Consider the following 22,901-nt stretch of genomic DNA (forward strand, 5'->3'; position numbering starts at 1 on the left):
CGGAGGGCTCGTTGAGTCTAGGGGATCTCTCGCCCCGAGAGCCAATCCGCCCCGCGCTCAGCTGCGCAGCGCGTCTCCCGTGCTGGACGGCATCGCGTCCGTCGGGACGCCGGCGTTCCAGTCGTCGACCGCCACCGCGGGCCCGAGGTTGTGGGACTCGACGTACCAGGCCGGCGGGATGTCCCGGTGGCTCGCGCGCAGCAGCGACCAGTGCGCGTTGTGGAGCCCGCCCAGGCCGCGCCAGCCCGCCGGGTCCAGCCCGAGGAGCGCGACGAGCCCGAGCGTGATGGCCGCGCCGTGCGAGACGGCCACGAGCGTGCCGCCGTCCTCGACCGCCGCCGCGTGCTCCGCGACCGCCTCGCTGACGCGAGCCGCCACGGTCGCCCGCGCCTCCGCGCCGTCGCGGTCCGGGTCGCGCCCGCCGCGCCAGGTCGCGTACGCCTCGGGCCAGCGCTCCTGGATCTCGCTCGCGGTCAGCCCTTCCCACGCGCCGAAGCGGCGCTCGCGCAGGCGCGGGTCGACCTCGACCTCGACCCCCGTGAGGTCACCCAGCGCGCGCGCCGTCGCCACGGCCCGGGCGAGGTCGGAGGAGACGATGCGGCTGGGCGCGTGCCGCTGCGCGAGGTGCTGCGCGGCCTCCGCGATCTGCCACCGGCCGACGTCGTCCAGCGCGATGTCCGTGCTGCCCTGCAGCCGGGCGTCGGCGTTCCAGGCAGTGCGGCCGTGCCGCCACAGGACGACGGCGCGCGCCGCCATCAGTCCGCCTGCCCGTCCCCGCCCCGGGCGTCCTCGGGGAGCTCGACGACGGGGCAGTCGGCCCAGAGCCGCTCGAGCGCGTAGTAGACGCGGTCGTCCGCGTGCTGCACGTGCACGACGACGTCGCCGAAGTCGAGCAGGACCCAGCGCGCCTCGCGCACGCCCTCGCGCCGGATCGCCTTGACGCCCTGCTTGTGCAGGGTCTCCTCCACGTTGTCGACGATGGCGGAGACCTGGCGCTCGTTGGTCGCGGAGGCGATGAGGAAGACGTCGGTGAGCACGAGGCGCTCGCTCACGTCGAGGGCGATGATCTCCTGCGCCTTGAGGTCGGACGCCGCACGTGCGGCGGCGATCGCGATGTCGAGGGCTCGGTCGGAGGCGGTCACAGATGTCCTGTCGTTTCGGTGGTGCCCGCGCGATCGGCGGGCGAGGAGGTGGCGGCTGCGGGGGCGGGCTCGGCGCCGTCGGTCGGAGCGGACTCGCGCATCCCGACCATGAAGATCAGCATGCCGAGCACGAAGGCGACCGCGACGAGCACGATCATGTGCAGCCAGGTGTAGGGGTGCGCGCGAGGTGGCTCCGGCGTGGCGTCCTCGTGGTCCGGCGCCTCGGCGACGGCCGACGCGGCGTCCTCGGGGAGCTCGGCGGGCCGGGGCCGCTCGGCCACCGCACCCGTGGCCAGCGGCGTGGGGGTCCAGCCGGTCGGGGTGGGCGCCACGTTGCTCCAGCTGGGCGCCAGGGGCGCCGCGCCGTCGACGTCAGTGACCGGGGTGGTGGGGACCGGCAGCGCCTTCGAGCCGAACGTCTGCCCGGCGCGGAGCGGCCTCCCGGTGGGCGCGACACCCGCGGACGGCGGGTCGGTCGCGACGGGCAGCTGCGTGGTCGGGTCGTCGGCGGCCCGCGGTCCGCCGGCGACCGGGGGTGCCGCGCTGCGGGCCGTCGCCGGACGCGCCCCGGGCGCCGGACGGGCCTCGGCCGGCCGCCAGGCCGTGCCGCCGGTCCACGGACGCGCCAGGGGCGCCTCGGGCTCCTCGTCGGGATCGGGCCGGTGCGCGGGCAGCGCGGTGTCCTGACGCGGCCCGGGCACCCCCACGAGGCGGCCCGACGCGACCCCGCGCGGCGCGCCGTCGGTGCCGTCGCCGTCGGTGCCACCCGCCCCGGCAGGGCGGGGTCCCGTCGCGCCGTTCGTCGCCGGGGACGCCTGCGACCGCGAGGCGGCGCGCTCGCGGGCGAGGCGCTCCTGCGCGGCGCGTTCGTGGAGCAGGCGCTGCTGGGCGGCGCGCTCGTGGGTGGCGCGGCCCTGCTGGGCGCGCTCGCGTTCGGCGCGCTCCTGATCCGCCCGCACCTGCTCGGCACGCTCCTGCTCCGCACGCTGTGCGACGCGCTGCGCCTGGGCGCGCTCGGCGCTCGCGCGCGCGGCCTCCTCGCGCTCGGCCTGCGCGCGGGCGGCCTGCGCGCGGATCGCGGCCGCGCGGGCCTGCGGCGTCAGGACGCTCGGGTCCCGCGCGGGCTCCGCGTCGCCCGTGCGCCGGGGCGGCTCGACGTCGGTGAGGGTGCCGTCGGCGGACACGCGCCGGACCCCGCCGGTGAGCGCGGGCGCCTGCACCTGGGGGGTCGGGCGCGCCGGGGTCGGGGTGTCCGCGGAGGTCGAGACGCGCAGCTCGCGCCGGGACCGCGGCCGGGGCGGCTCGGCCGGCGCGGCGGCGCCTCCTCGGCGGCGCGTGCGGCAGCGGCGGCACGCTCGCGCAGCTCGCGGCGCGACAGCGCTCGCTCGGGCGGCGCCGGCGCGGCCTGCGGCGCCGTCGGAGCCTCCTGCGCACCGGCCGGCGCGCCACCGGCCGGCGCCGGCGCGGCCGAGGGGCCGCCCGTGCCCGCCTGCGCGGCCTGCTGCGCCGCCAGGGCGCGCAGCCGTTCCTCCTCGCGGCGTCGCCGCCGCTCGCCCCACTCCGCGGGGCTCTGCTCAGTCATCCTGACCTCGATACAGACGGTGCTTGGCGATGTACTGCACGACGCCGTCGGGCACGAGGTACCAGACCGGCTCACCGGCCCGGGCCCGCGCGCGGCAGTCCGTCGACGAGATGGCGAGCGCGGGGACCTCGAGCTGCGTGACGGCGCCCTGCGGGATCTGGTCGGTCGACAGCGTGTGCCCCGGTCGCGTGACGGCGACGAAGTGCGCCATCGACCAGAGCTCGTCGACGTCCTTCCAGGTGAAGATCTGCTCGATCGCGTCGGCGCCCGTGATGAAGAACAGGTCCGCGTCGGGCCGCTGCGCCCGCAGGTCGCGCAGGGTGTCGACCGTGTAGGTCAGCCCAGGCCGGTCGACGTCGACCCGGCTCACCGTGAAGCGGGGGTTGGACGCCGTCGCGACGACGGTCATGAGGTACCGGTGCTCGGCGGCCGTCACGGGACGGTCCTGCTTGAGACTCGGGCGACCCGTGGGGACGAAGACGACCTCGTCGAGGTGCAGATCGGCTGCGGCCTCGCTCGCGGCGACCAGGTGACCATGGTGGATGGGATCGAACGTCCCGCCCATCACGCCGATCCTGGGCCGTTGGTCAGTCATCGGGTTGGGAGTCCTCCGAGCTCGTCTGCGTCTGCGTGGCCTGCGGGTGCCTGGCGGCGCGCGAGGTCAGTGGCGCGTGCCCACGCTACGGAAGGCGTAGGTGACGGCGAGGAGCACCATGAGGGCGCCGAAGGCGGCGAGCCCGTAACCCACCGGCGGCAGTCCCTGGGCGGCCTCGGTGGCGTGCTCCTCGGCGGCGAGCAGGGCAGCGTGCACGTCGACCTCCTGGGGTCTCGACTCGTCGTTCTGTCGCGACACGCACCGGTCCGGGAACCCAGGGCGGTGCGAGGCGACGGGTTCACCAGTGTCGCACGTCCCGCCCGGCGCACGAGCCGTCGGCTCGCCGCGGACGGGTGACGTCAGGCGCGGACGTGGCCCTGGCCCTCGACCACCCAGCGCGTCGTCGTGAGCTCGGCGAGCCCCATCGGACCGCGCGCGTGCATCTTCTGCGTCGAGATGCCGATCTCCGCACCGAGTCCGAGCTGTCCCCCGTCGGTGAACCGGGTCGACGCGTTGACCATGACGGCCGCCGAGTCCACCTCGGAGACGAAGCGCTGCGAGGCCGCCAGGTCACCGGTGACGATCGCCTCGGTGTGCCCGGACGACCAGGTGCGGATGTGCTCGAGCGCGTCGTCGATCGAGTCGACGACGCGGACCGCCAGGTCGAGCGAGAGGTACTCGGTCGCCCAGTCGTCGTCGGTCGCCGGCACGACGTCGACCCCGTCCGGCGCCAGCGCGGCCGTGCGGTCGTCGCCGTGCACCGTCACGCCCGCACCCGCGAGGGCCGCGAGGGCGTCGGGCAGGAAGCCGGGCGCGGCGTCGGCGTGGACCAGGAGGGTCTCGGCGGCGTTGCACACGCCGACCCGCTGCGTCTTGGAGTTCATGAGGATCGGCAGCGCCATCGCCGGGTCAGCGGCCGCGTCGACGTACACGTGGCAGTTGCCGACGCCCGTCTCGACGACCGGCACCGTGGCCTCGCGCACGACCGTCTGGATGAGGTCGGCGCCGCCGCGCGGCACCAGCAGGTCGACCAGCCCGCGGGCGTGCATGAGGGCCACGGCGCCGGGCCGGCCGTACTGGTCGATCGACTGGACCGCGTCCGCCGGGAGGCCGACCGACGCGAGCGCCCGGCCGAGCACCTCGACGATCACCGTGTTGGAGCTCGACGCCGCTGACCCGCCGCGCAGGATCGCCGCGTTGCCGCTCTTGAGGGCGAGCCCGGCGGCGTCGACCGTCACGTTGGGCCGCGCCTCGTAGATCATGCCGACGACGCCCATCGGTACCCGGACCTGCCGCAGCCGTAGCCCGTTCGGCAGCGTCGAGCCCCGCACCACCTCACCCACCGGGTCGGGCAGCGCCGCCAGCTCGCGCAGCGCGTCCGCGATGCCGGCGATGCGCTCGGGCGTCAGCGCGAGGCGGTCGAGCAGCCCCGCGGAGAGCCCGTGCGCCCGACCCCGTTCGAGGTCGACGGCGTTGGCGCTGACGATCTGCGCGTCCGCGGCGACCAGTGCGTCGGCCATCGCCCGCAGCGCCGCGTCCTTGGTGGCCCGCGTGGTGGTGGCGAGCGACCGGGCGGCCACGCGTGCGCGACGCGCCACGTCGCGCACGGCCTCCTCGACGGCGGCCGTGTCCTGGGCGGGGTCGGGCGGTGCGAGGGTCATGCCCGCAGGATAGGCGTCCCGTCAGACGACCGGGTGCTCCGTGAACCCGTCGGCGAGGGCCTCGCGCACGAACTCCTCGTGCGTCCGCTCCCCCGTCGCGAGCGCGGGCAGGAGGACCTCGCGCAGCGCCGCGACGTCGGCCCGCCCGGCGGCGCCCGGGTCGTCGCCCAGCGTGACCCAGACGAAGCCTCCCGGCCTCGGCACGACCTGCGCGCCGGGGACGCCCGCGAGCGCGGCCGCGCCGCCGACCGCCTCGAGGTGCGCGGGGCCCAGGAGCGTGCCCCAGCCGTGGCCCCACAGCCGCGAGCGGAGGTCGCGCTCCGTCGGCGCGGCGACCACCCACTCCCACGGGCTCCACCCGTCCTCCGCCTGGACGCGGTCGAGGGTGGCGTAGGCCGTGTCCGCCCGCAGGGCGTCGACGGCGCCGAGCAGCCACGGGGTGAGGAACCCGGCGACGCGCACGAGGTCCTCGCCCCCGCCGTACATCGCCCACCGGTGCATGTGCAGCGCGACCGTCAGCCCGTCACGCAGCGGCGCGTGACCGGGCGGCGTGGTGGGCCACGACGCGACGACCTCGGCGACCAGGTGCTTGGGGTGGCCGGGGTGGTCGAGCAGGGCGGTCGCGACACCGAGCAGCCGCACCGTGGTCAGGGGCTCACCCGGTGCGAGGCGGTCCCAGTCCAGGCCGTCCCGCGCCAGCGCGGCCGGGCCCGAGGGGTCCTGGCCGGCCCGGACGACCGCCGTGGACCAGCTCAGCTCGACACCCATGCACTGCTGGACGACGCCCTCCACACCGGCACGGAGCGGCGACGACGACCTCGTCCCCCACCGCTGGGTCCTGGACCGCGACGCCTCCCAGGACGGCGGCCTCGACCGGCTCGTCCTCCAGGGCGGCCTCGGGCGGGAGCTGCGCCACGACCGCCTCCTTCGCGCGGCCGGCGGCCGTCGGCCGATCCTGCCGCCCCCGCGAGCCCGGTGACGAGGCCGGTCGCCCGGACGGCCCAGCCGCCGGCGCAGGACCGCGACCGGCCGCTCGAGGGGGCTAGCCCCGGGCCCGGGGCCGCTTCGCGGACCGCGGCTGGCCGGCGCGCACGAGGACGATGTCGTCGCGGTGCACCACCTCGCGGTCGTATCCCGCGCCCAGGCGCTCCCGCAGCTCGTGCGTGGAGCGGCCGAGCAGCTCGGGCACGTCGCCCGCGGCGAACGCCACCAGGCCGCGCGCCACGACGACGCCGTCGGGCCCGACGAGCTCGACCGGGTCGCCCGCGTCGAACTCGCCCTCCACGCCCGTGATGCCCGCGGGCAGCAACGACGTCCGGCGCTCGACGACGGCCCGCACGGCGCCCTCGTCCAGGACCAGCCGGCCCAGGGTCGTGGCGGCGTGCTCGAGCCACAGCATGCGCGTCGACCGGCGTCGGCCGGTCGCGGCGAAGTACGTGCCCACGGCCTCGCCCGCGAGCGCGTCGGCCGCCTGCGCCGCGGACGTGAGCACGACCGGCACGCCCGAACCCGTCGCGATCCGCACGGAGGCCAGCTTGGTGACCATGCCGCCCGTGCCGACCGCGCTGCCCCGGACGCTGACGTCCACGCCCTCGAGGTCGGCCTCGCTGCGCACCTCGCTGATCCGCCGCGCACCCGGGCGGGACGGCGGGCCGTCGTAGAGCCCGTCGACGTCGGTGAGGAGCACCATCGCGTCCGCGTGGACGAGGTGGGACACGAGCGCGGCGAGCCGGTCGTTGTCCCCGAAGCGGATCTCGTCCGTGGCGACCGCGTCGTTCTCGTTGACGATCGGCACGACGCCGAGCCCCAGCAGGCGCTCGAGCGCGCGCTGCGCGTTGCGGTAGTGGCCCCGGCGGACCGTGTCCTCCGCGGTGAGCAGCACCTGCCCGACGGTGAGCCCGTGGGCGGCGAACGCCTGGGTGTAGCGGGCCACGAGGAGCCCCTGGCCGACCGAGGCGGTCGCCTGCGCCGTCGCGAGGTCGCGCGGGCGCGTCGGCAGCCCGAGGGGCGCCAGGCCCGCCGCGATCGCACCGGACGTCACGAGCACCACCTGGCCGCCGGCGGCGCGGCGCGCGGCCAGGACGTCGACGAGCCGGGCCAGCGCACCGGTGTCCAGACGCCCGTCCGCGCCGGTCAGCGACGAGGAGCCGACCTTGACGACGACGCGCGCGGCGGACGCCACCTGCGACCGGTCCGCGACGTCGTGCGCCCGCTCCCCCGTGGTGCCCGCCATCGCGTCACTCGTCCTTGCTGGGGTCGGCCCAGTGGCCGGCCTCGCGCTCGGTCCACAGCTCCGACCGCGCCTCGGACTTGGCGTCCATGCGCTCCTTGTAGCCCTGGCGCTTCGCGGAGCGGGTGGGCCGGGACTGGTCCTCGAGCCGCAGGTCCGTGCCGCGCGGGCCGCCGAGCAGCTCGGAGCCCGTGAGCAGCGTGGGCTCCCAGTCGAAGACCACCGCGTCCTGCGAGGGGCCGATGACGACCTCGGCGCCCGGCGTGGCGCCCTCGGCGAACAGCCGCTCCTCGACGCCGAGCCGTGCGAGCCGGTCGGCGAGGTAGCCCACCGCCTCGTCGTTGGTGAAGTCCGTCTGGCGCACCCAGCGCTCGGGCTTGGAGCCCAGCACCTGGAACCACGTGCGCCCGCCGCTCTCCTTGCGGGTGACGGTGAAGCCGGCGTCGTCCACCGCCTTGGGCCGCAGCACGATGCGCGGGACCTCGACCTGCTCCGCCTCGCGCCGCGCCGTGGCCACGAGCTCGGCCAGGGCGAACGTCAGCGGGCGCAGGCCCTCGTGGCTCGCCGTCGAGATCTCGAGCACGCGCAGGCCGCGCGCCTCGAGCTCGGGGCGCACCATCTCGGCGAGCTCGCGCGCCTCGGGGACGTCGATCTTGTTGAGGACGACGACGCGCGGGCGCTCCGTCAGGGGCACCTCGCCACCGCGGATCTCGAGGTCACCCGCGTACGCGGCGAGCTCCGCCTCGATGACGTCGAGGTCGCTGATCGGGTCGCGGTCCGGCTCGAGCGTCGCGCAGTCCAGCACGTGCACGAGGACCGCGCACCGCTCGATGTGCCGCAGGAACTCCAGGCCGAGGCCCTTGCCCTGGCTCGCGCCGGGGATGAGCCCGGGCACGTCCGCCACGGTGTAGCGCGCCGAGCCGGCCTGCACGACGCCGAGGTTGGGCACCAGCGTGGTGAACGGGTAGTCCGCGATCTTGGGTCGCGCGGCCGAGATCGCCGCGACGAGGCTCGACTTGCCGGCGCTCGGGTAGCCCACCAGGGCGACGTCGGCGATGGTCTTGAGCTCGAGCACGACGTCCCGCCTCTCGCCGGGCTCACCCAGCAGCGCGAACCCCGGCGCCTTGCGGCGCGGCGAGGACAGGGCGGCGTTGCCCAGGCCGCCACGGCCGCCGGCGGCCACGACGAAGCGCGCGCCCTGGCCGACGAGGTCCGCGAGCACCTCGCCGTCCGTGCTCTTGACGACCGTGCCGTCGGGAACCGTCAGCACGAGGTCCTGACCGGTCGCGCCCTGGCGGTCGTCGCCCATCCCCTGCGTCCCGGAGGGTGCGTGACGGTGCGGCGAGTGGTGGAAGTCGAGCAGGGTCGTCACCTGCCGGTCGACCTCGAGGACGACGTCGCCGCCGTCGCCGCCGTTGCCGCCGTCGGGGCCGGCCAGGGGCTTGAACTTCTCGCGGCGGATCGAGGCGCACCCGTTGCCGCCGTCACCTCCCGTCGCGTGCAGGACGACGCGGTCGACGAACGAGGCCACGGCGCTCTCCTCTCGGGGTGGTGCCCGCGGCGCTCGGCGCGCGGGGGTGGTGCGGGGGGTCGGTCAGGGGCCGGACGACGGAAGGGGCGCACCGGTCACCGGTGCGCCCCTTCCGTGTGGAGCTCAGGTCAGGCGTCGGCCGTGACGATGTCGATGACCTTGCGGCCACGGCGGACACCGAACTGGACGGCACCCGGGGCGAGGGCGAAGAGCGTGTCGTCGCCGCCACGGCCCACGTTGATGCCGGGGTGGAAGTGCGTGCCGCGCTGGCGCACGATGATCTCGCCCGCGTTGACGACCTGACCACCGAAGCGCTTGACGCCGAGGCGCTGCGCGTTCGAGTCGCGGCCGTTCCGCGAGGAGCTGGCGCCCTTCTTGTGTGCCATGACTGACCTGCTTTCGTGCTGAGCGTGACGGGAGGACGGGGTGAGCGGTCGCTGCGCTGGGCGCGGCGGCCGCCCGGACTCACTTGATGCCGGTGACCTTCAGGCGCGTCAGCCGCTGGCGGTGGCCCTGGCGCTTGCGGTAGCCCGTCTTGTTCTTGTACTTGAGGATGTCGATCTTCGGGCCCTTCTCGTCCCGCACGATCTCCGCGGTGACCGTCACGTCCGCCAGCGACGCGGCGTCCGAGGTCACCTTCTCCCCGTCCACGAGGAGCAGCGCGGGCAGCTGCACGGTCGAGCCGGCGTCACCCTTCAGACGGTCGACGACGACGACGTCCCCGACCGCAACCTTCTCCTGGCGGCCACCAGCCTTGACGATCGCGTACACCACGTTGCCGCTCATCTCTACTCGTTCGCGTAAGCACGACGTCGTCGTGCACGTTCCTTGGGGTGAGGCGCCGCGCGCAGCCACAAGGGTCTGGGGGCACGCACCACCCGGCGCATCCAAGACGCGCCGACGCCCAACAGTACGGAACGCTCACGGCAGGGTCAAACCAGCCCGCGCTCCGCGTGGTGCGCCCGGAACACCCCGGTGCGGAGCTCGATCGCGTAGGCCTCGAGCTCCGGCATCCCGGCCGCGCGCGCCACCGCGATCTCGGCCTCGATGTCGTACGGCACGCGCACCACCTGCACGGCGAACGGGTCCTGCGCCGTGCCGCCGACGACGCCCTCCAGGACGACGTACGACGGCACGGGCTCGTCGAGCGGGTTGCCCGCGCTGCCGACGTTGAGCAGCGTCCGGCCGTCGACCGTCTTGAGGTACGCGTCGTGGATGTCGCCGTAGACGACGACCGACGGCGCCGGACCCGGTCCGGTGAGGTCGGTCGCGGCGAACATCGCCTCGAACTCCTCGTCGGTGTGGACGCGGCGCACGCGCGTGTAGACGCTCAGCGCGGAGGCGTGCACGAAGCGCACGCGGCGCCCGCTCAGGACCATGTCGTGCACCAGGGGCAGCGCGAGCAGCCACGCCCGGTCGTCGGGCGTGAGCTCCTCGTACCACCAGACCGACGCCGGGTTCTTGTCCGGGTCCGGCCGCGGGAGGAAGTCGTCCCAGTTGCCGCGGACCGTGACCGCGCAGACCTCGCGCGTGCGCGCGACCGCCGCCGAGCCGCGGGGCCCCTTGCCGGCGACGTCACCCAGGTTGAGCACCGTCGTGATGCCCCGCGCGGCGATGTCGGCGAGCACGGCGTCGTAGGCGGTCATGTTGCCGTGGACGTCGGAGAGCACGGCGATGCGCTCGAGGGGGGCCACGCGGCCACCGTAGGGCAGCCCGACGGCCCGGGGAAGCGTCGCCGCCCGGGGCACGGGCCCCGGGCGGCGAGACGCCGGCGTGCGGTCTCAGCCCTCCCGGGCGTCGTCCGTCACGGGGGCGACGGGCGCCTCCACGGCCTCGATGCTCGCCAGGGCGTCGCCGAGGTCGTCCGCCGCGGGCGCGTCCTGGGTCGCCGCCTCGGCCGCAGCCTCGGGCGCCGTCTCGGGCGCCGCACCGTCCGACGCGCGGTCCTGCGGTGCGTCGTCGGTGCCCGTGAGGTCCAGCTCGGCCTGGTCCTGGTCGTGGTCGTGCGCGTGCGCGGCGGCCGCCGCGATCGTCGCGAGCGTCGCCTTGACGGCCTCGCGCGCCTGCGGCAGGACCGGCACCGCGACGGGCGCGGCAGCGGGCGCCGCCTTCTTGCGACGCGAGCGCTTGGACTCCGTGGGCTCCGCGGGCCGGCCCTCGTCCTGCGCCGCACGGACCTCGACGGGCTCGCTGTGCACGATGAAGCCGCGGCCGTTGCAGTGCTGGCACGTCTCGCTGAACGCCTCGACCAGGCCCTGCCCCACGCGCTTGCGGGTCATCTGGACCAGGCCGAGCGACGTGACCTCAGCGACCTGGTGCTTGGTGCGGTCGCGCCCCAGGCACTCGACGAGGCGGCGCAGGACGAGGTCACGGTTCGACTCGAGCACCATGTCGATGAAGTCGATGACGATGATGCCGCCGATGTCCCGCAGCCGGAGCTGGCGGACGATCTCCTCGGCGGCCTCGAGGTTGTTGCGCGTGACCGTCTCCTCGAGCGTGCCGCCCGAGCCCGTGAACTTCCCCGTGTTGACGTCGACCACGGTCATGGCCTCGGTGCGGTCGATGACCAGGGAGCCGCCGGAGGGCAGGTAGACCTTGCGGTCCATGCCCTTGGCGAGCTGCTCGTCGATCCGGTGCGCGCCGAAGACGTCGCCCTGGCCCGACCAGCGCGAGACCTTCTCGACCAGATCCGGTGCCATGGCCCCCACGTACTCCGAGATCATCGACCACACGCCGTCGCCCTGGACGACGAGCGAGGAGAAGTCGTCGTTGAAGATGTCCCGGACGACGCGGATCGCCAGGTCGGGCTCGCCGTGCAGGAGCGCCGGCGCCGACGCGGACTTGGCCTTCTTCTCGATCGCCGCCCACTGGTCCTGCAGACGCTGCACGTCGGCGCGCAGCTCCTCCTCCGAGGCGCCCTCGGCCGCCGTGCGCACGATGACGCCCGCGGCGTCCGGCACGATCTCCTTGAGCAGCTTCTTGAGGCGGGCACGCTCGTTCTCGGGGAGCTTGCGGGAGATGCCCGTCATGCCGCCGGCCGGGACGTAGACGAGGTAGCGACCGGCGAGCGTGATCTGCGACGTCAGGCGCGCGCCCTTGTGGCCGATCGGGTCCTTGGTGACCTGGACGAGCACCGAGTCGCCCGACTTCAGCGCCTGCTCGATGCGGCGCGGCTGGCCCTCCAGGCCCGCGGCGTCCCAGTTGACCTCGCCCGCGTAGAGCACGGCGTTGCGGCCCTTGCCGACGTCGACGAACGCCGCCTCCATGCTGGGCAGCACGTTCTGCACGCGACCCAGGTAGACGTTGCCCGCCATCGAGCCGGCGCCCTGCCCACCGGTGCGCGAGACGAAGTGCTCGACGAGCACCCCGTCCTCCAGGACGGCGATCTGCACGCGCCCGTCCGACTCGCGGACGATCATGGCGCGGTCGACGGCCTCGCGCCGGGCGAGGAACTCCGACTCCGTGACGATCGTGCGGCGGCGACCGGCGTCCCGGCCCTCGCGCCGGCGCTGACGCTTGGCCTCCAGGCGGGTCGAGCCCTTGAGCGCGGTGACCTCGTCGGACGGCGTCCGCGCGGCCCGCGTGCGGGTCCGGGCCGGCGCGGCGACGTCGTCGCCCTCGCCGCGGGCCCGACGGCGACGCCGACGGCGACGACTCGACGCCCCGCCCTGCTCGTCGCCCTCGTCCTGGCCCTCGTCGCCGTTCTCGCCGTTCTCGTCGTCCTCGGACGACTCGTCGGCCGCGTCGTCGCCCGTGCCGGGCTCCGCCTGGCCGCGACCGCGACCCGAGCGCCGCCGGCGGCGCCCGCCCTCGCGCGGCTCGTCCTCGCCCTCGGGCTCGGACCCGGCCGTCTCGGCGTCGTCCTCGCCGCTCTCGTCCGCGGTGGCGGCCTCGTCGGCGTCATCCCCGTCACGCTCCGCACCGGAACGGCTGCGGCGGCCACGGCCACCGCGCCGGCGGCGGCGGCGCGGTGCGCCCGACTCGTCGTCGGCCTCGGGGCCGTCGTCGTCCGTGCCGTCCTCGTCCGCGCCATCCTGGTCGGCGCCGGCGGCCTCCTCGGTGGCGGCCTCCTCGGCGGGGGCCACCTCGGGCGTGACCAGCCCGGCCTCGACGGCCAGCTCCTCGGCGTCCTCCTCGGGGGCCTCGTCACCCGGCAGCACCAGGTCCTCGAGCCGCGGCGGTCCCGCCGGCGACTCGACACGCCGGCGCCGCGGGCGGGAGGTCGGCTCGGGCGCCTGGAACAGCAGGGCGGTCGTGGCCAGTCGCGGCGACTCGCGTCGCGGCGCACCGGCACCGGAGCCACGCCCGGACGCGGCCGCGTCACCCGTCTGGGCCGGCGCGCTCGCCGCGGCGGGCGCCTCGGCCTGCGCCGCGGCGCGGCTCGACGCGCCGCGGCTGCGGCGGCTGGTGGGCGCGCTCGCGCCGAGCTCGGCGAGCACGTCGAGCTCGGGGGCCGCGTCCGCGGCCTTGGTGCGCCGACGTCCCCGGGCCGGGGCGGTGGGCTCCTCGACGACCGTCTCGGTCGCGACAGCGGCGGCCTCCTCCGGGCTCGGCCCGTCGGTCGCGGTGGTCTGCGGCGCGGCGTCCGCCGCGGCACCGGTGTCGGCCCGGCCCGACGCACCCGCGCGGCGCCGTCGCGGCGCCCGGGTCGGCTCGGTCGCGGCGTCGGCGGCCGGCGCGGCGGGCGCCTCCGGCCCGGTCGCCCGCGGCTCGGCCGACGGTGCGGTGGTCGACGGCTCGGTGGTCGACGACTCGGTGGTCGACGGCTCGGTGGTCGACGACTGCGCGGTCGACGGCTCGGTGGTCGACGACTGCGCGGTCGGCGGCTCGGTACGAGCCGTGCCGGCGGACGTCGCGCGCCGGCTGCGGCGGGCGCGCGGCGCCGCCGTCGTCTCGGGCGCCGCGGGCTGCTCGGGCGCGGCCGCGCCCTGGGCCGCCGGGGCGGCAGCCTCCTGGGGTGCCGGGGCGGCGGCAGCCTCCGCGGATGCCTGGGTGCCGCCGGACGACGCACGGCGCGGAGCGCGGCGGGCGCGGGGCGCGGCCGGGTCGGTCGCGGGCTCGGTCACGGGCGCCTCGGACACGGGCGCCTCGGTCACGGGCGCAGCGGCCGGCGGCGTCGTCGCAGCGGTCGTGGTGGCACCCAGCGGGGCCGAGCTCGCGCCAGGGGCCGTGCTCGCGGGCGGGGTGACCGCGCCACCCGTCGCGACGCGCCGACCGCGCGTGCGGCGGACGGGTGCTGCGGCGGAGGTGCTGTCGGTGGTGTTCTCGTCGGTCACGAGTGCTCCATGCCCGGTGCGCCGGCCACACTCGCCGGCCCTCGGGCGGTTCGGTCGTCGCGTGCGCCTCGCGCTCCGCGACGGAAGTCGTCGGGTCGTCACGGCTGGCGGGCGGCTGCACCGGCGCCTGCTCGTCTGGTGGACGGCGGCGCACGGCGGGCCGCGGACCGGGGTCCAGCGGGACGTCGTGGCGGGAGGGCCGGTGTGGCGACCCTCACTGCCGCGGTCAGTATCGCATAACGGGCCCGCCGCGCCCGGCACCACGCCGTGCCGTGAGATGACACGGCGTCACGACACGGGACCTACGTCCCACGCTGCGGTCGCGCCACGTTCCTAGCGTCGGAGATGGGGTGCCAACCCCACCAGGGCAGCGCCCGCAGGACCACCATTCCGCCCGCCGTCGCCGGAGGACCTCATCGTGGACGCACTCGACCTCGCCCGGTGGCAGTTCGGCATCACGACGGTCTACCACTTCATCTTCGTGCCGCTGACGATCGGGCTCGCCCCGCTGGTCGCGATCATGCAGACGCTGTGGGTCCGGACCGGCCAGGAGCGGTGGCTCCGGCTGACCAAGTTCTTCGGCAAGCTGCTGCTCATCAACTTCGCCATCGGCGTCGCGACGGGCATCGTGCAGGAGTTCCAGTTCGGCATGAACTGGAGCGAGTACTCGCGCTTCGTCGGCGACGTCTTCGGCGCGCCGCTCGCGATGGAGGCCCTCGCGGCGTTCTTCGTCGAGTCGACGTTCCTCGGCCTGTGGATCTTCGGCTGGGACCGGCTGCCCAAGCGCATCCACCTGGCGTGCATCTGGGCCGTGGCGCTCGCGACGAACCTGTCGGCCTACTTCATCCTGGCCGCCAACTCGTGGATGCAGCACCCCGTCGGGGCCGTGTTCAACGAGGAGACCGGCCGCGCCGAGATGGTCGACATCGGCGCCGTGCTCACCAACTCGACCCTGCTCGCCGCGTTCCCCCACACGATCGCGGCGGCCTTCCTCACGGCCGGCACCTTCGTCGCGGGCATCGCCGCCTGGTGGATGGTCCGCACGGTGCGTGCGGGCGACGAGGTGACGGCGCGCACGGTCTACCGGCCCGCGATCGTGCTGGGCGTCATCACCATGCTGGTCTCCGGGATCGGCGTCGCCGTCTCGGGCGACTGGCAGGCCAAGCTGATGTTCGACCAGCAGCCGATGAAGATGGCGTCCGCGGAGGCGCTGTGCGAGGGCGAGAACGGCGCCGCCTTCTCGCTCCTGACCATCGGGGACCTGTCCAACTCCTGCGAGGGCGTGCACCACATCCTGACGATCCCGGGCGTGACGTCCTACCTCGCCTCGGGCGACTTCGACTCCTACCTGCCCGGTGTCGAGGAGCTCCAGGAGCGCTCCGAGCTGCTCTACGGGGAGGGCGTCGACTACCGCCCGAACCTCGCGGTGACCTACTGGTCCTTCCGCCTCATGATCGGCCTCGGCGTCGGCTCCGCCGCCCTCGCCCTCGCGGTGCTGTGGTTCCTGCGCCGGGGCCGCACCGTGGCCCACCCCTGGTTCGCCCGGCTCGGCCTGCTCGCCATCCCGACGCCGTTCCTCGCGTCGGCGTTCGGCTGGATCTTCACCGAGATGGGCCGCCAGCCCTGGGTCGTGGCGCCCAACCCGAACCCGAGCGGGGTCGACGGCGTGTGGATGCTCACCGCCAAGGGCGTCTCGAGCGTCGTCGGTCCCGGGACCGTCCTCGCGTCGATGATCGCCTTCACCGCGCTCTACGCCGTCCTGGCCGTCCTGTGGTTCCGGCTCATGACCCGGTACGCCGCGCACGGCGTGGCCGACACCGAGCGCGACGTGAGCCCCGACGGGCGCGACGACGACCCCGACGACCCCGACGCCAGCGCGGCCGACCGCCCCCTGTCGTTCGCCTACTGAGGAGGCCGCCATGGAGCTCTCGACCGTCTGGTTCCTGCTCATCGCCCTCCTGTGGACGGGCTACCTCGTGCTCGAGGGGTTCGACTTCGGCGTCGGCATGCTGCTGCCCGTCCTGGGCCGCAAGGACCGCGACCGGCGACTGATGATCAACACGATCGGCCCGGTGTGGGACGGCAACGAGGTGTGGCTGCTCACCGCGGGCGGCGCGACCTTCGCGGCGTTCCCGGAGTGGTACGCCACGATGTTCTCCGGGTTCTACCTCGCCCTCCTGCTCATCCTGCTGGCGCTCATCGTGCGCGTGGTCGCGTTCGAGTGGCGCGGCAAGTTCCACGACGACCGCTGGCGCGCCTGGTCGGACCGGGCGCTGATCTTCGGCTCGTGGGTCCCGGCGGTCCTGTGGGGCGTCGCGTTCGCGAACCTCGTGCGCGGCGTGCCGCTCGACGCCGACCACCAGTTCGTCGGGACGTTCTTCGACCTGCTCAACCCGTTCGCCCTCCTCGGCGGCGCGACGACGGCCCTGCTCTTCCTCACGCACGGCGCCGTCTTCCTGACGCTGAAGACCGACGGCGAGATGCGGCAGCGTGCCGGCGCGCTCGCGGCGCGCCTCGCGGTCGTCACCCTCGTCGTGGCCGGGGTCTGGGCGGTGTGGGCGCAGGTCGCGTACTCCGTCGCCTGGACCTGGGCGGCGACCGGTCTCGCCGCGGTGATGCTCCTCGTGCTCGTCGCGGCCACGCGCGCCCGCCGCGAGGGTCTCGCCTTCGTGGCGTCGGCCGTGACCCTCGTCGCGGCGGTCGTGCTGATCTTCGGCTCGATGTGGCCCGACGTCATGCCGGCCACCGACCCGGCGTTCTCGCTCAGCGTCGCCGAGGCGTCGTCGACCGACTACACCCTGACCGTCATGACGTGGGTCGCCGTGGTCCTCACGCCGTTCGTGCTGCTCTACCAGGGCTGGACCTACTGGGTGTTCCGCAAGCGGCTCACCGCCGAGCGGATCCCGGACCACGCGGGCCTGCTCCTGACGCGCAGGTGAAGCCGCTCGACCCGCGGCTCCTGCGACGGGCGCGCAGCGCCCGCAGGTACGTCGTCCTCACCGCGGGTCTGGGTGCCCTGACGGCCGGGCTGGTGGTCGCCCAGGCCCTCCTGCTCGCCGCGATCCTGGCCCCCGTGGTCGGCGGCACGGCCGCCTGGGCCGACGTGGCGCCGCGGGTCGCGGTCCTCGCGGGGGTCGTGGTGCTCCGCGCGCTGGTGACCGGGGCGCAGGAGCGCTTCGCGCACCGGTCGGCGGTGCGCGCGGTCGCCGAGCTGCGCAGCCAGGTCGTCGAGCACGCGGTGGCACTCGGCCCGCGCGGGCCCGCGCACGGGCGTCCCGCCGCCGTCGCGACGCTCGCGACGCGCGGGCTCGACGCGCTCGAGCCCTACTTCGTGCGGTACCTGCCCCAGCTGCTCCTGGCCGCCACCGTGACGCCCGCGACGCTGCTCGTCGTCCTGGACCTCGACTGGGTCGCGGCCGCGACGATCGCCGCGACCCTCCCCCTCGTGCCCCTCTTCATGGTCCTCGTCGGACGGCTCACCCAGAGCGCCTCGGAGCGCCGGCTGGCCGGCATGGAGCGCCTCGGCCACCAGGTGCTCGACCTCCTGGTGGGCCTGCCCACGCTGCGCGCGCTCGGGCGCGAGCGCGGCCCGGCGGCCCGCGTCCAGGAGCTCGGCGACGCGCACCGGCGCGCCACGATGGGCACCCTGCGGATCGCGTTCCTCTCGGGCATGGTCCTGGAGCTGCTGACGACGCTCGCGGTCGCGCTCGTCGCCGTCGGGGTCGGCTTCCGCCTGGTGAGCGGCGGCCTGGACCTGCAGACGGGACTGGCGGTGCTCGTGCTCGCGCCCGAGGTGTACCTGCCGCTGCGCCAGGTCGGGGCCCACTTCCACGCCTCGGCCGACGGCGTCGCGGCCGCCGACCGCGCCTTCGCCGTCCTGGACACGCCGCTGCCCGACGCCGCCCACGGCGTCCGCGCCCCCGACCTCGCCACCACGACGCTGCGCCTGCGCGGCGTCGGCGTCGACCAGCCGGGTCGCGCGACCCTGGCACCCGCGGACCTCACGCTGACCGTGCCGCCGGGCCGCGTCGTCGCCCTGGCCGGGCCGAACGGCTCGGGCAAGTCCACCGCCGTCGCCGTCCTGCTCGGCCTGGTCGTGCCGGACGAGGGGGACGTGGAGCTCGACACCCCTGCGGGTGACCGGGTGGCCCTGCGGGACGTGGACCTCGCCTCCTACTGGTCGCAGGTCGCGTGGGTCCCCCAACGGCCCGTGCTCGAGCCCGGCACGGTGCGTGACGCGGTGCTCCAGGGCCGCGACGTGCCCGCGGCGGCGCTCGACCGGGCCGCCCGACGCTGCGGCCTGGACGAGGTGCTCGCGGCCCTGCCCGACGGCTGGGACACCGTCCTCGGCCACGGCGGCGTGGGCCTGAGCCTCGGGCAGCGCCAGCGGGTGGCGCTGACCCGCGCCCTGGTCGCGAACGCCCCGCTCGTGGTCCTGGACGAGCCCACCGCCCACCTCGACGCCGGGACGCAGGGCGTGGTCCTGGAGACGATCGCCGCCCTGCGCGCGCAGGGACGCACGGTCGTGCTCGTGGCGCACCGGCCGGAGCTCCTGGCGACGGCGGACGACGTCGTGATGGTGGGCCGGCGACCCGTCGCGGTGCCGGACGAGCCGGCGGTGACCCGATGAGCGCGCCCCGGCCCGCACGGCAGCGCGACCCGCTGCTGCGCACGCTCGCCATGCTGGACGTCGACCGGGGACGCGTGGTGCGCGCCGTCCTGGCCGGCGCCGGGAGCCTCGGCAGCGCGGTCGCGCTCGCCGCCGTCTCGGCGTGGCTGATCGCCCGCGCGTCGCAGATGCCGCCCGTGATGTACCTGACGATCGCGGCCGTCACCGTGCGGGCGCTGGGCATCTCGCGGGGCCTGCTGCGCTACGTCGAGCGGCTGGTCTCCCACGACGTGGCGCTGCGCGGGATGGCCCGGCTGCGGGCACGGCTCTACGAGCGCCTGGCGGACTCCCCCGTCGACCGCGTCGTGGGCCTGCGTCGGGGCGACCTGCTCGCACGCGTCGGCGCCGACGTCGACGCGGTGGGCGACGCCGTGGTGCGCGGGCTGCTGCCGGCCGCCGTGGCGCTCGTCGTCGGCGTGGGCAGCGTCGTGCTGGTCGGGGCGTTCCTGCCGGGTGCCGGCGCCGTGCTCGCCGCGTGCCTCGTGCTCGCGGGCGTCGTGGCGCCGTGGTGGGCGGTCCGCGCGGCGCGCGACGCGGAGCTGGGCGCGGCGGACGCCCGCGCGCGCGTCGCCGAGGAGACCATGACGCTCCTGCAGGGCGCCGACGAGCTGCGCGTGGCCGGGCGCGTCCCCACGCTCCTGGAGCGCCTGCGGCGCAGCGACGCCGACCTCGCCGCCGCCACCGACCGCGCGGCGGCGCGGGCCGCGGGAGGGGCCGCCCTCGGGCCGCTCGCCACCGGCCTGGCGGTGCTCGGCGCCGTCGTCCTGGGCACGGCGGCCACGACGTCCGGCGTCCTGGCGCCGGTCGAGCTCGCCGTCGTCGTGCTGACGCCGCTCGCGGCCTTCGAGGCCACCGGGCTGCTGCCCGCCGCGGCGGTCCAGCTGCTGCGCTCACGGCGGGCGGCCGCGCGCCTCGTCGCGCTGCTCGACGACGCCGACCCGTCGCCCGAGGAGGCTCCGCCGGCCGCCGCCGCGGTACCCGACGGCGGTCCGCTGCTCGAGGCACGGGGCCTCGCGTGCGGGTGGCCGGGACGCCCGGTGGCGTGCGCCGGCGTGGACCTCGTGCTCCACGCCGGGGACCGCGTGGCCGTCGTGGGACCCAGCGGTGCGGGCAAGACCACGCTGCTCCTGACCCTGGCCGGGCTGCTGCCCCCGCGCGCCGGCAGCGTCCGGACCGGCGGGCGCGACCTGGCGGCGCTCCCCCGCGCGGAGGCGGCCGGGGTCGTCGTCGTCACCACCGAGGACGCCCACGTGTTCGACACGACGGTCCTGGAGAACCTGCGCGTGGCGCGGGGCGACGTGACTCCCGCGCAGGCCGGGGACGCCCTCGCCGCGGTGGGCCTCGGCGCGTGGCTCGCGGCCCTGCCGGACGGGCTGGACACGATGCTGGGCTCGGGCGGGGCCCGGGTCTCCGGCGGGGAGCGGCGCCGGCTCCTCGTCGCCCGCGCGCTGCTCTCCCGCGCGCCCGTCCTGCTGCTGGACGAGCCGGCCGAGCACCTCGACGACGGCGCGGCGGCGCTCCTGACAGGGCTGCTCGACGGCTCGCTCGCCCCGGGCCGCGCCGTGGTCGTCGTCACGCACCGGTCCGAGGGCCTCGAGGCGGCCGACGCCGTGCTGGAGCTCGCGGGCCGGTCCGCGCCGGCCGCCGGACGCGGGTAGCGTGCAAGGGACCCGCCGGGCCGCGCCCACCGGTGCGCGCGCGAGCGGGACGCAACCACGGAGGACCACCGCATGATGTCTTGGGGCGGCACCACGAGCACGGGGGCCACCGACGGCGCCCGCCCGGCGGGCACGCCCGAGCCCGCGCGCGGTCACCACGAGGACCGGCTCGCGGCCGCGGACCTGCTCCACGCCGCCGTGGCGCTCGGCGCGGACCTCGACCTGCCGACGGTCCTGCAGCGGTTCGTCTCGGCGAGCGCCGACCTCACGGGCGCGAGGTACGCGGCGATCAACGTCCTCGACTCGCAGGGCCGGTCGACCACGTTCGTCCACACCGGCATCGACGAGCGGCTCGCGGCGCTCCTGGGCCGGCCGCCGCACGCGATCGGCGTGCTCGCCTCCATCCCGTCCCACGGCACGCTGCGGCTCGCCGACCTGACGCAGCACCCGACCTTCCAGGGGTTCCCCCCGGACCACCCGCCCATGGGCTCGTTCCTCGGTGCGGCGGTGCGGGTCCGCGACCGGGTGTTCGGCTACCTGTACCTGTCCGAGAAGCCCGGCGGCTTCACCGACGAGGACGACGAGGCGGTCGTCACGCTCGCGGCCGCCGCGGCGGTGGCGATCCAGAACGCGCAGGTCTACGCCGAGTCGGCGCGGCGCGAGCGCTGGCTCCAGGCGGGCCAGGAGATCACGACGATGCTGCTCTCGGGCGCCGAGGAGGAGGACGTCCTCGCCCACATCGCGACCTCGGCCCGCGACGTCGCGGGTGCCGACACGGCCGCCCTGGTCCTGCCGGGTCTCGGGGACGAGTGGGTCATGGAGATCGTCGACGGCGTCGCCGCGGACGAGCTCGTCGGGACCGTCATGCCCCCGGACGGGCGCGCCCGCACGGTCCTGGCGGACGGCAACGGCCTCGTCGTCGACTCGCTCTCCCGGGCACGCTCGATGCGGGTCGACGCGCTGCGCCAGTTCGGTCCCGCGCTCTACGCACCGATGCACGCCCACGGACGCGGCGTCGGGGTGCTCGTGCTGCTGCGGCGCAGCGGCGCCGCCCCCTTCGCCCCGAGCGACCTCACGACCGCCGAGTCCTACGCCGCCCAGGCGGCGCTGGCGCTCGTGCTCGCCGAGGCCCGGCACGCCCAGGACGTCGAGGCCCTCCTCGACGAGCGGGAGCGCATCGCACGCGACCTGCACGACCTCGCCATCCAGCAGCTGTTCGCGACCGGCATGCAGCTGGAGACCGTGCGGCGGCGCGCGGCCCGCGGTGTCGACGCCACGGAGCTGACGGGCATCGTCGAGGACGCCCTGGACAACGTCGACGCGACGGTGCGGCAGATCCGCTCCATCGTCCACGCACTGCGTGACCCGGACGCGAGCGCGCCTCTGGCCGAGCGCCTGCGCCGCGAGGCGTCGCTCGCGCGCACAGGGCTGGGCTTCGCCCCCGGGCTGGTCATCACGCTGGACGGCCGCGTCCTGGACTCCGACGCCGCGCTCGAGTCCGACGCGGCCACGATCGACGACCGCACCGGCGAGGACCTGGCCGACGACGTGGTGGCCGTGGTGCGCGAGGGCCTGGCCAACGCGGCCCGCCACGCGCGGGCCACCGCGGTCACCGTGCGCGTGGACGTGGACGGCGAGCCCGGCGAGGGGCGCATCCGCGTCGAGGTCCAGGACGACGGCGGGGGCCTGGCGCCGGAGCGGGACCGTCGTTCGGGGACCGAGAACCTCGCGGCGCGCGCCCGGCGCCACGGCGGCACCTTCGTGCTCGAGCCGGCCCCCGGGCGCGGCACGCTGCTGTGCTGGGAGACGCCGCTGCCCTCGCACGGCTGAGCGTCGCGGCGGCGCAGGTGGCGCGCCGCGCCTCGTTCCTGCGCGGTGCCCGCGCCGGCGTCAGTCGTTGTCGCCGCGCCAGGCGCTGCGCTTGTGCCCGGCGACCCACGCGGCCACCTGCGTGCGGCGCTGCAGCCCCATCTTCGCCAGCAGCGAGGTGATGTGGTTCTTGACCGTCTTCTCCGCGACGCCGAGGCGCTCCGCGATCTCGCGGTTGGACATGCCCTCGCCGATGAGGTCGAGGACCTTGCGCTCGCTGGGCGTCAGGTCGATCGTCGGGTCGTCGTGGTCGGCCCGGCGCCGGGTCACGGTCCGCTCGTCCAGCAGAGTGCGACCGGCGGCCACCGAGCGGATGACGTCGGCGATCTCGGCGCCGCGCACGCTCTTGAGCACGTACGCCGCGGCGCCGGCCTGGAGCGCGGCGGCGAGCGCGTCGTCGTCGTCGAAGGACGTCAGGATGATCGCGCGGGTGTCGGGCAGCGGGGCCTTGAGCGCGTTGAGCAGGTCGATGCCCGTCCCGTCGGGGAGCTGCAGGTCCACGAGCATGACCTGCGGGCGCACGAGGGTGGCGCGGCGCACGCCCTCGGCGACGGATCCCGCCTCGGCGACGACCCCCATGCCGTCGGCGCGGTCGACCACCTCCGCGATCCCGCGTCGGACGACCTCGTGGTCGTCGACGATCATGACGGCGATGTCCGCCGTCCGGTCGGTCTCAGGCGTCAGGTTG

Annotated in this window: 20 protein-coding genes; 6 read left to right on the forward strand and 14 right to left on the reverse strand. The window is 76.0% G+C overall.

The window, feature by feature from the left end:
* Positions 1–57 precede the first annotated feature (57 nt).
* From H2O74_RS10395 to H2O74_RS10425, 7 genes are all read right to left on the reverse strand, one after another.
* Entirely contained in the window at positions 58–756 is a 699-nt protein-coding gene (locus H2O74_RS10395) for a histidine phosphatase family protein (protein WP_182111519.1), read from the reverse strand.
* Positions 756–1,142 (reverse strand): ribosome silencing factor, encoded by a 387-nt coding sequence (rsfS, locus tag H2O74_RS10400; RefSeq protein ID WP_182111520.1) that lies wholly within the window; start codon positions 1,140–1,142, stop codon positions 756–758. Before rsfS ends, H2O74_RS10395 begins: the two co-directional genes overlap by 1 nt.
* A complete protein-coding gene (locus H2O74_RS10405) occupies positions 1,139–2,326 on the reverse strand; it encodes a hypothetical protein (protein ID WP_182111521.1) in 1,188 nt (395 codons plus the stop codon). Before H2O74_RS10405 ends, rsfS begins: the two co-directional genes overlap by 4 nt.
* Positions 2,327–2,716: 390 nt before the next feature.
* Entirely contained in the window at positions 2,717–3,319 is a 603-nt protein-coding gene (nadD, locus tag H2O74_RS10410; protein ID WP_182111522.1) for a nicotinate-nucleotide adenylyltransferase, read from the reverse strand.
* Between the two features lie 66 nt (positions 3,320–3,385).
* A complete protein-coding gene (locus tag H2O74_RS10415) occupies positions 3,386–3,535 on the reverse strand; it encodes a hypothetical protein (protein ID WP_182111523.1) in 150 nt (49 codons plus the stop codon).
* A gap of 143 nt (positions 3,536–3,678) precedes the next feature.
* Complete coding sequence (locus H2O74_RS10420; protein ID WP_182111524.1) at positions 3,679–4,980, reverse strand: glutamate-5-semialdehyde dehydrogenase; 1,302 nt, start codon at positions 4,978–4,980, stop codon at positions 3,679–3,681.
* A 21-nt stretch (positions 4,981–5,001) separates the two neighbouring features.
* The gene (locus H2O74_RS10425) at positions 5,002–5,748 is read right to left on the reverse strand and encodes a hypothetical protein (RefSeq protein WP_182111525.1); all 747 of its coding nucleotides are present in this window, start codon (positions 5,746–5,748) and stop codon (positions 5,002–5,004) included.
* Here H2O74_RS10425 and H2O74_RS10430 point away from each other — a divergent pair.
* Entirely contained in the window at positions 5,747–5,959 is a 213-nt protein-coding gene (locus H2O74_RS10430) for a hypothetical protein (protein WP_182111526.1), read from the forward strand. The two genes, H2O74_RS10425 and H2O74_RS10430, sit on opposite strands and share 2 nt — an antisense overlap.
* A 63-nt stretch (positions 5,960–6,022) precedes the next feature.
* On the opposite strand, the gene proB is transcribed toward H2O74_RS10430, so the two are convergent.
* The 6 genes from proB to H2O74_RS10460 all read right to left on the reverse strand — a co-directional run bounded on the left by proB (position 6,023) and on the right by H2O74_RS10460 (position 14,017).
* Positions 6,023–7,213: a glutamate 5-kinase gene (proB, locus tag H2O74_RS10435; protein ID WP_182111527.1), complete on the reverse strand. Its 1,191-nt coding sequence runs from the start codon at positions 7,211–7,213 to the stop codon at positions 6,023–6,025.
* 4 nt (positions 7,214–7,217) lie between these two features.
* The gene (obgE, locus tag H2O74_RS10440) at positions 7,218–8,741 is read right to left on the reverse strand and encodes a GTPase ObgE (RefSeq protein ID WP_182111528.1); all 1,524 of its coding nucleotides are present in this window, start codon (positions 8,739–8,741) and stop codon (positions 7,218–7,220) included.
* Positions 8,742–8,869: 128 nt separating this feature from the next.
* Positions 8,870–9,127 carry a 50S ribosomal protein L27 gene (rpmA, locus tag H2O74_RS10445; protein ID WP_182111529.1) on the reverse strand — a complete coding sequence of 86 codons (258 nt, stop codon included), beginning with the start codon at positions 9,125–9,127 and terminating at the stop codon, positions 8,870–8,872.
* Positions 9,128–9,206: 79 nt separating this feature from the next.
* Positions 9,207–9,515, reverse strand: coding sequence for a 50S ribosomal protein L21 (gene rplU / locus H2O74_RS10450; protein ID WP_182114209.1), 309 nt, complete (start codon positions 9,513–9,515; stop codon positions 9,207–9,209).
* Between the two features lie 158 nt (positions 9,516–9,673).
* Positions 9,674–10,435 (reverse strand): metallophosphoesterase, encoded by a 762-nt coding sequence (locus H2O74_RS10455; RefSeq protein WP_182111530.1) that lies wholly within the window; start codon positions 10,433–10,435, stop codon positions 9,674–9,676.
* An 87-nt stretch (positions 10,436–10,522) separates the two neighbouring features.
* Positions 10,523–14,017, reverse strand: a complete 3,495-nt coding sequence (locus H2O74_RS10460) for an Rne/Rng family ribonuclease (protein WP_255491560.1) — start codon at positions 14,015–14,017, stop codon at positions 10,523–10,525.
* 418 nt (positions 14,018–14,435) lie between these two features.
* On the opposite strand from H2O74_RS10460, the gene H2O74_RS10465 reads away from it, so the two are divergent.
* The 5 genes from H2O74_RS10465 to H2O74_RS10485 all read left to right on the forward strand — a co-directional run bounded on the left by H2O74_RS10465 (position 14,436) and on the right by H2O74_RS10485 (position 22,174).
* Positions 14,436–15,926: a cytochrome ubiquinol oxidase subunit I gene (locus tag H2O74_RS10465; protein ID WP_182111532.1), complete on the forward strand. Its 1,491-nt coding sequence runs from the start codon at positions 14,436–14,438 to the stop codon at positions 15,924–15,926.
* A gap of 10 nt (positions 15,927–15,936) precedes the next feature.
* Positions 15,937–16,956, forward strand: coding sequence for a cytochrome d ubiquinol oxidase subunit II (gene cydB, locus H2O74_RS10470; protein ID WP_182111533.1), 1,020 nt, complete (start codon positions 15,937–15,939; stop codon positions 16,954–16,956).
* The gene (cydD, locus tag H2O74_RS10475) at positions 16,953–18,647 is read left to right on the forward strand and encodes a thiol reductant ABC exporter subunit CydD (RefSeq protein WP_182111534.1); all 1,695 of its coding nucleotides are present in this window, start codon (positions 16,953–16,955) and stop codon (positions 18,645–18,647) included. Before cydB ends, cydD begins: the two co-directional genes overlap by 4 nt.
* Positions 18,644–20,344 (forward strand): thiol reductant ABC exporter subunit CydC, encoded by a 1,701-nt coding sequence (cydC, locus tag H2O74_RS10480; RefSeq protein ID WP_182111535.1) that lies wholly within the window; start codon positions 18,644–18,646, stop codon positions 20,342–20,344. The genes cydD and cydC overlap by 4 nt, the downstream gene beginning before the upstream one ends.
* Before the next feature lie 72 nt (positions 20,345–20,416).
* On the forward strand, positions 20,417–22,174 hold the full coding sequence (locus H2O74_RS10485; protein WP_182111536.1) for a GAF domain-containing sensor histidine kinase: 1,758 nt from the start codon (positions 20,417–20,419) through the stop codon (positions 22,172–22,174).
* 60 nt (positions 22,175–22,234) lie between these two features.
* Here the strand turns inward: H2O74_RS10485 and H2O74_RS10490 are convergent, their stop codons facing one another.
* A complete protein-coding gene (locus H2O74_RS10490; RefSeq protein WP_182114210.1) occupies positions 22,235–22,858 on the reverse strand; it encodes a response regulator transcription factor in 624 nt (207 codons plus the stop codon).
* Positions 22,859–22,901 lie beyond the last annotated feature (43 nt).

Origin of the sequence: Actinotalea sp. JY-7876 (assembly GCF_014042015.1) — a bacterium.
Lineage (GTDB): Bacteria > Actinomycetota > Actinomycetes > Actinomycetales > Cellulomonadaceae > Actinotalea.